Below are 8,147 nucleotides of genomic sequence, written 5' to 3' on the forward strand. Positions count from 1 at the left end.
CACGCGAAGGCTGCTCGGCGCGTGCCGGCCAGCTTCGTTCCGGGCTGATAGGTTGGCGTCGTGGCGCATTCAGCTTCCTGTCAAACGACCAAGCACACTCGATTCGCGTTTGTGCAGAGCATCCCTAGAGGGTGTTATGAACTTTACCGCTGATAAGGCAAGATGTCGGGATGAAAACCCGCAAGCCTTATCCGAGCGATGTAAGCGACGAAGAATGGTCGTTCGTTGTGCCGTATCTGGCGCTGGTGGGAGAGGACAGCAAACAACGCCGCCACGAGCTTCGCGAGGTCTTCAATGCGCTGCGCTGGCTGATCAGAAGCGGCGCGCCGTGGCGCATGTTGCCTAATGACCTGCCCCCGTGGGAAGCGGTCTATCAACAGACGCCGCGCTGGATGCGAGCGGGCCGTTTCGAGGCGAGCGTGGGTGATCTGCGAGAACTGTTGCGCGTGTGCGATGGACGCAAAGCGCAACCCAGTGCCATGATCCTGGACAGCCGCACATTGCAATCGACACCGGAATCCGGCGCGCGCGCCGGCTACGACGGCGCGAAGCGCCGCAAGGGTTCGAAAGTGCATCTGGCGGTCGATACTCTGGGTCAGTTGCTGGCGCTGCATGTGACACCGGCCAATGATCAGGATCGCGCACAGGTCGAGCAATTGGCCCATGCGGTACAAGAATTGACCGGCCAGAGCGTGGCGCTTGCGTACGCGGATCAGGGCTATACCGGCGAAGCGGCTCGTCAGGCAGCACAAAGCCACGGCATTGAGTTGGAGGTGGTCAAACACACCCGAGGCCAAACGCGGTTTCGTGTTGCGGCCCAGACGCTGGGTGGTCGAGCGCAGCTTCGCATGGGCCGCGCGCTTTCGACGCCTCGCGCGCGACTATGAACGCTTGCCTCACACGCTGGCCGGATTCCATTTCCTCGCCTTCGCCTGTCTAATGCTGCCCAAAATCATCGACTTCATTCATATAGGTTCATAACAGGCTCTAGGGCCGCCGACTCACGCATCGCCGCTCACTCGCGGCGGCGCGGTCGAGCGGTCGCCTCGGCGACGCGGTCGACCCAGCCCCGGTAGAACGCGCGGTACTTGAGCACGAGCTTGTCGTACTTGCTGTACGCGCCGCCGCCGTCCGGCTTCATCCCGTTCCAGATTTTGACGTCGTACCCCGCGGCCTGTCTGGTCTGCAACCCGAACAGCACGAAGTCGGTCGCGCGGCGCAGGACGCCGCCCACCTTCTTGATCGAGATGAGCATGTGCATGACGTTTTTGCCGTCGCTCACAGGCGTCACACACTGGAGCAGCTTGTATTTGACATCTCCGTCCAGGGCGACGGTCATGACGCACCCGCCGGGGTAGCCATCGAAGTGCAGGTTCATCTGCGACATGTTCAGGCCGAGCGCGCGCGACAGCATGCCGAGGGGTCCGAAGTAGCGGTCCACGGTGAAGTCGATCCCGGCACCGAACCACGCGCCCGCCCGGGCCAGCGGCTCGACCTCCGGCCACCGGCGCCAATCGTCGAAGAGCTTGAGCTCGAAGGCCGAGATCGGCAGCGCGTGCACGGGGTTCGCGTGCTGCGCGTCGTAGAAGTTCTCGACGATCCGCAAGACCGCCGTCGTCGTCTCGAACGCGAAGTGCAGGTGCATAAAGTCGCCGTTGTCGACGTCGGCCGCGGCGATTTCGGGCAGCGGGTGCAGCGGCTGCGGGGAGCCATACCAGACCCACACGTAGCCGTATCGCTCGGCGGTGACCAACGTCGGCTGGCGCGCCCCGCGCGGGACGGGCTCCAGTCGGCACACCGCCGGGCCGTGGCCGGGGATGTGAACGCACTGGCCCTGCTCGTCGTACCGCCAGTGGTGAAACGGGCACTGGATGCACCCGTCCTTGACCCGCCCGTCTGCCAGGTTCGCGCCGAGGTGCGAGCAGTGGCGGTCCATCACCACGGCCCGCCCCGTCGCGCCGCGCCACGCCACGCACGGGCGGCCGAAGAGCGTCAACTCCGTCGGCTTGTCCTTGAGGTCGTCCGAGCGCATCGCGACGTACCAGCTCGCGGCCAGGCGCGTGGTCGCGTCGTACGCCCCCGGGGGATGCTCCTTGGCGACCGCTTGATCCAATTGAACGTCGTCCATTGTTTTCGTGCAGGTGTCGGCCGATTACTTCAGCGCCGAGCCGATGCGGGTCGTGATGTACGCCTTGAGCAGCGCGAACATCGGGTTGTAGTCGAAGTACTTTTTCACCTCTGCCGGCGCGCTGGTTTGCGTCCAGTGCAGCAGCTTCATCGCCGGCAGTAGGCTGTACTTCGAGTTGTTGAGCTGCGGCTTGGCCCCGGTGATGCAGTACCCGAAGCCGAACATCGGCCTGGCGAAGTCTCGTTCGTCGATGAGGGCGTGAATCCGTGCCGCGGCCTCCTCGGCCGGTTTGCGCCCGGCGCTCACGGCCTCGACCTCGGCTTTGGCGTCGTTGAACAACTGGTGGTACCCCTCCATGTCCGCGCACAGGTACCCGAGGTACGGGGGGTTGTTGTCGAGGTGATCGAGGTCGCCCTCGTCGCGCGATGCGCGGAACCTCGCGTGGGCTTGCACGATCCGGAACTGCCCGAGGATCGTGCCGACCGCCCACAGCCTGTGAAACGCGTCCCACAGGCGGAAGTCCGAGAACGCCGTGTAGCAGCAACTGACGAAGTCGTCGTTGTGGTCCAAAAGTTTCTGCTGCAGGCGCTCGATGTACTCGAAGCGCTCGGGGGAGAAGTCGTCGTCGCGCAGCGCCTTGATGAGGCGCGCCGCGAGCGCGTGGATGGTCACCGCGGTGTTCTCGAGCCCCCGGGAGAAGAGCGGGTCAATGAACCCGTTCGCGTGCAGCATCAGGCAGTAGCGGTCGCCGACGCAGGCGCTCGACGAGAATTGCAGGCGGTCGGTCTTGACCCAGTCGCGCACCGGCACCGCGTCCCGGAACTGCGCCCCGATGCTCGGGAACCGCGCGAGGAACTCGTCGAATTCCTGCTGCGCGGAGATGTCCGTTTTCGGGTAGATACGCGGGTCGAGCTGCAGGCCGACGCTCACCAGGTTGTTGGTCGACCGCGGGTGGTTGTTGAACGGAATCACCCAGAGCCAGCCGCCCGCGAACATGTGGTGCAAGGTCCCCTCGTGCCAGCGCCAGCGCTGCCCCTTGACCTTGAAGATGTCGTCGAACGGCTTGACCCCGAGCATGTGCGTGTAGAGGCTGCGCGAGTGCGTCTTGAAGCGGCACGGCTCTTCGCGGAGCTTGAACTTGGTCGCGAGCGGCGCGCGGGGTCCTCCGCAGTCGATCATGTACCGGCCGGTGAACCGTTCGCCCTGGGCGGTGGCCACCGCGACGCCGTCCTTGTCGGCGTGGTATTCGGTCACGTTCGTCTTCTGGCGGACCGTGCAGCCGTATTTAATGGCGGCTTGCAACAGGTAGGCGTCGACGTCTTGCCGGTAATAATGGCTCTCCGGACCCCACGGCAGCTCGGGAATGACGCACTGCGTGAACTCCTTCGGGTCGTGCTCCTGGCCGGGCTTGTGGAACACGAAGCCGAAGTTGCGCTTGATGCCCGTGCTCGACGCGACGTAACGCTGCGTCGAGTAGAACGACGTGATGCGGTCGAGCTCCGGAATGCCGTAGCGATCAGCGATGATGCGGTTCATCAGAGACGTCTCGGGGATCGACGATTCGCCGATCGTGAACCGCGGGTGCGACGACTCCTCGATGATCAGCACGCGAAACTGTTGATTGGCCAGGATGGCCCCCATCTGGGTGCCGGACATGCCCGAGCCGAGGATGATCACGTCGAAGTGGTTGCTATCGCGCCCGCTCGCGGGGCTGTTCTGAGTCATGGGGGCACACTCTCCTTGTGAGATGGAACACATGGCCGCACGCGTCAGGCGTCAGGGCTCGTCGAGCGCGGCGCGCAGGCGGGACCGCGCGGCACGCGTGAGCGTGAGTAGATCGCCGAGCATGCTGGGCGCGTACCCACCGCTGCCGATTGTGGGGCCGCTTCGCCCGACTTCGTACGCCCGCTCCGCCAATTTAAGGTGAGGCGCCCGGAAGCGCAGCAGGACCTCGAAGACCCGGTCGAGGGCCGCCAGCCCGGCCCCGACGGGCTCGCCCCGCGCGCGGGCCGCTTGCGCCTCGCCGAGCGCGCGATCGACGAGCGCCGGCTTCCCAGCGAACCGGGCGTAGACCGCCCTGAACGCGGGAAGCACGTAGGGCAGGTATGTCTCTTTGAATTCTCGATAAGCTTGGTGGTCCGATTGCGAGCCCCACAGGACGTGCTCCAGCACGAAGAGGGGCATTTCTACGGCACCGGGGCCGAGGTAGCTCTGGCCCCCGACTCGAATCGGTTCGTAGAAGGGGCGGAGCTCGTCGTAGAAGACCTGTACCGAGATATAGCGGTAGGCGTAAACGATCGATTCGACCATTTTGTGGAGATAGTCCGCCAGCTCGTCGCACCCTTGCGCGAACGCGGGCGACCGCAGGGGCATGTCGGACAGCTCGACGGTCACCGCGATGGCCGCCTCGAGGGCCGCCATCGAGATGCGCACGCTCTCGAGCAGATGCGCTTCGTCGCGCAGCCCGGTGTAGCTCCGCTGCGCGTCGGCCGCCGCGGGGTTCCAGACCGTCACATGCAGGAGCGTCTCGCGCGGCGGCAGGTCGGTCGCGCGCGCCAAGTCGAGCAGCACCGGCTCGAGCCCGGGCACCACGTCCGCGGGCTCGTGTCCGTGCCGCTTGAGCGACCCCAGGAAGAACCCGATGTCCCGCATCGCGGCGGCGGCCTCGACGAAGCCCCAGCCGGAGGGCACGCCACGCGCCGGGAGGAACTCGCGCAACAGGCCAACGATGCCGGGCACGTCCTTTTTACGGTTCAGGCCCGGCAGTTGCAGAACGAGCGCCCGCGCCCGCAGCGGGTCGCAGGCCGCCACCGCGGCGTGCGTGGCCGCGAATGCGCATACCCGGTCCAGGGTGCGCTCCACTACAGGATTTCCGGCGCCGCGAGCGTCGGCCCGGGCTGGCTGCGAGACAGCCCCGCGTCGCCCTCACGCAGCGAGCGCAGGTAGTCGTAGTTCGTCGGCAGGCTCGTCCGCAGACGCCCGGCCTCGCGCCGGATGCGGGCGAACATCGCCTCGGCCTTATCGATCGACTCCGGTCGGTGCCGCAAGAGCGGCAGCGACCGGTCGGGCAGCATGCCCAAGCCGGCAAAGATGCAGTAGTAGTTTCCGTTCAACCAGAAGTTCTTGAATTCGTAGTCGAAGGTCTCGTAGTACGTGGAATCGTCGAACGACGTGGTGGTCAGCGGCAGCCCCGCCTTGTAGCGCTGAACCTTCTCTTTGATGGCGTCCGAGAGCCGCAGGTCGTGCCGGTTCGCGAGCCAGAACGGCGTGTCTTCGCGCGACGTGGTGAAATAGTGCGCCTGGACGAAATCTCGGCAGTCGTCGAACATGTGGACGATCTCGGCGTTGAATGCGTCGGTCAACCGTGGGTCGAACGAGGTATCGGGGAAGTGCTTCACGAGCTGGTAAAGCGCCGCGTAGATGAAGTAGATTCCCGTCGATTCCAGGGGCTCCAAAAAGCACGACGACAGCCCGATAGAGACGCAGTTGTTGACCCACGCCCGCCCGTTGCGCCCGACCCGGAACTTGATCTGGTTGAGCGGCTGCTTGTCCGAGAGGCCCCAGAGGTTGAGGAAGTCGGCGGTGGCCTGGTCGCGCGAGGTGAACTTGCTCGAGAAGACGTAGCCGCTGCCAAACCGGCCCAGCATCGGAATCTTCCAGGTCCACCCCGAGTTCATGGCGATCGCGGAGGTGTACGGCTCGATCCCCACGCGCGCGTCGGCGTTGGGCACGGCGCTGGCGACCGCGCTGTCGCACAGCAGGTAGTCGGACATGTCAATGAAGGGCTCCTTCAGGGCCTGGTTGATCAAGAGCCCCCGCATGCCGGAGCAGTCGATGAACAGGTCCGCCTCCAGCGTCCGCCCCTCCTTGGTGGACAGGCTGGAGATGTAGCCGCGGTCGTTCAGGTGAACCTCCACGACCTCGTCGACCACGCGGTTCACCCCGCGTTCGATGGCCCAGCGCTTCAAGAAGTCGGCCACCAGGTGCGCGTCGAAGTGCCACGCGTGGGACATCTGGCGGGTGCCGTCGGGCAGGCACGGTGCTAGCTTGCCGTCGAGCGCCCCGGGCTGCGGGTAGCAGGCGTACTCCATCGGCTGCTGGAAGCCCTGTTCGCGCTTGCGCAGCCAGTAGTGGGTAAGCGGCACGCCGTCGCAGTTCGGCACGCTGCCGAACAAATGGTAGAAGTAATCGTCGCGCGAGCGGTCGGGAGACTTCCTCCAGTTCACGAACTTGATGGCGGCCTTGAACGCGCCGTTCACCTGGGGCATCCACTCCCGCTCCGGTATCCCGAGGAAGTCGAAGAACACCTTCTGCAAACTCGGGATGGTCGCCTCGCCCACGCCGATCCGGGGGATCGCGGTAGATTCGATGAGCGTAATGTTCGCCTGCTGTTGGAGCGCCCGGACGAGGTACGAGGCGGCCATCCAGCCCGCGGTGCCGCCGCCCACGATGACGATATTCTTGATCGGGTTGCTCATGATACTCTTCTCATGGGATTTAAAACCTGAATGGATAGTGCCGCCTTATCGAGCTGAACTCGCGACTCGTCCGGTAACGCGTCATAACGTGTCTGGCTCATCACGACAAATGACACCGGGAAGGCATAGTGAATCGCAGCGAAGTTCGGCAACTCTGCGTGAAAAGACCTTCCAACCGCCCCATCGCCTGACGACAGCACACCGTCCAGCGCACCGGTCCGCAGCAGCGGACGCACTGGCCCCTCTGACAAGGCTGCCTTTCGGGCGCCAGCCACGTCTCCAGGGCAATGGAGGACGTCCCTCTACGCAATATCCGGACATCCTTGCCTGCATCCCCAGAGTTTGATCTGAGGCTGTTCCCCTCTGAATTCAAATAGAAGCACAATTGAACAATGCGAGGCGCCCATCGTATCGGCGGCACAGCGTGTAAGCGATGCCGCATCAACAGATTGACTTGCCGATACGGCAATCGCCATTAGTGCATCGAGATGCTCAGGCAACACCATAGCAGTGTTCACGATGGCACACCTCGCAAAATTTCATATCAATCTCAATTGATCCAGAGAAATACTCAATCCCGGCAAATATCGGCGAAATATTTTATAAAAATCGATTTACTTTTCTTTAAACAAAGAAATTAACTTTTTCATTTATAGCGTACGCCGACGAATTTCTTGTCTAAAAATGCGAAATGAAAGACTGAATTCACAGGAAAGCATAAAGTCGTCACCATTTCTGAAACAAAGATGTCAACCTTGGCGCATTTCGGCGGTCTTGACCTGCTCCCGCATTTAGTACGGTGACGGTGTAGAGTCCGTTCCAGAGATGTCGATGGCGGTCGAAATCCGCGCTTTTCCGGCGGCGTCATAGATTGGCGGCACGGCGCACGCATAAAAATAGAAATTGCGAATACGGCCGATGCGGGACGAGCAAGTGGTTGATGCGGGGCGCGACGTAAGGAGCCCATAGGGCGACTGGAGACGCGCCCCGCATCGCATTGAGCCGGGCGCATGGTAGAAAGGCGTTTGCCGAAGAAGAACAGCAGGTGCGGCACCGGCCTCAACCGCCAAGTCCAGATCGGCGCCGCACCTCCACAAGGTATCCAGATGGCAGGCCCATCGGCCGGCCGGAGAGCCGTGTGAGCTGCCAGTATCGCATTGCTCGCGCGGCCCGTCGACCTCGGTCGACTCCTCGTCTTTGGCGTTCGACAGGAACCGCCAATGCCGCAGCCCACGGGCCGCTTGTATTTGTGCGCCCGCTGCCGGGCGCAGGTCTTCATCTGCCGCCGTTGCGATCGCGGCAATCGATACTGCCGTGACTGCGCCGTCGACGCACGCCGCGACAGCGTACGCGAGGCCGGACGTCGCTATCAGCGAACCCGCCGTGGACGATTCGCTCACGCGACCAGAGCCCGACGTTACCGGACCCGACGCAAATTCGTGACGCATCAGGGTTCACCCACTTCCCCCGCCGATGATGTACTGCAACCGGACCTCGACGCCGCCGTTGCACTTGCCAACGCCGCCACGCGTGCGGCGGCG

The 8,147-nt window shown here is 63.7% G+C and carries 4 protein-coding genes and 1 pseudogene; 1 reads left to right on the plus strand and 4 read right to left on the minus strand.

What is annotated here, in order from left to right:
* The first annotated feature begins 170 nt into the window (after positions 1–170).
* Positions 171–981 (plus strand): annotated as a pseudogene (locus WS62_RS33615) (IS5 family transposase).
* A gap of 34 nt (positions 982–1,015) precedes the next feature.
* Here WS62_RS33615 and WS62_RS13795 read toward each other — a convergent pair.
* Genes WS62_RS13795 through WS62_RS13810 form a run of 4 tightly spaced genes read right to left on the minus strand, consistent with a single transcriptional unit; the run spans position 1,016 to position 6,606 of the window.
* The gene (locus tag WS62_RS13795; RefSeq protein ID WP_066571508.1) at positions 1,016–2,128 is read right to left on the minus strand and encodes a Rieske 2Fe-2S domain-containing protein; all 1,113 of its coding nucleotides are present in this window, start codon (positions 2,126–2,128) and stop codon (positions 1,016–1,018) included.
* Positions 2,129–2,152: 24 nt separating this feature from the next.
* Entirely contained in the window at positions 2,153–3,853 is a 1,701-nt protein-coding gene (locus WS62_RS13800; protein ID WP_066571510.1) for an NAD(P)/FAD-dependent oxidoreductase, read from the minus strand.
* A gap of 51 nt (positions 3,854–3,904) precedes the next feature.
* Positions 3,905–4,990, minus strand: coding sequence for a monodechloroaminopyrrolnitrin synthase PrnB family protein (locus WS62_RS13805; protein ID WP_066571511.1), 1,086 nt, complete (start codon positions 4,988–4,990; stop codon positions 3,905–3,907).
* Positions 4,990–6,606: a tryptophan halogenase family protein gene (locus WS62_RS13810; protein ID WP_066571512.1), complete on the minus strand. Its 1,617-nt coding sequence runs from the start codon at positions 6,604–6,606 to the stop codon at positions 4,990–4,992. The genes WS62_RS13805 and WS62_RS13810 overlap by 1 nt, the downstream gene beginning before the upstream one ends.
* Between the last annotated feature and the right edge of the window lie 1,541 nt (positions 6,607–8,147).

It is taken from the genome of Burkholderia sp. ABCPW 14, assembly GCF_001523835.1.
Taxonomy (GTDB): Bacteria; Pseudomonadota; Gammaproteobacteria; order Burkholderiales; family Burkholderiaceae; genus Burkholderia; species Burkholderia mayonis.

Bases quoted from the DNA above. Each gene is read 5' to 3' on its own strand.
- WS62_RS13795 (WP_066571508.1), bottom strand. From the start codon at position 2,128: ATGGACGACGTTCAATTGGATCAAGCGGTCGCCAAGGAGCATCCCCCG.
- WS62_RS13800 (WP_066571510.1), bottom strand. From the start codon at position 3,853: ATGACTCAGAACAGCCCCGCGAGCGGGCGCGATAGCAACCACTTCGAC.
- WS62_RS13810 (WP_066571512.1), bottom strand. From the start codon at position 6,606: ATGAGCAACCCGATCAAGAATATCGTCATCGTGGGCGGCGGCACCGCG.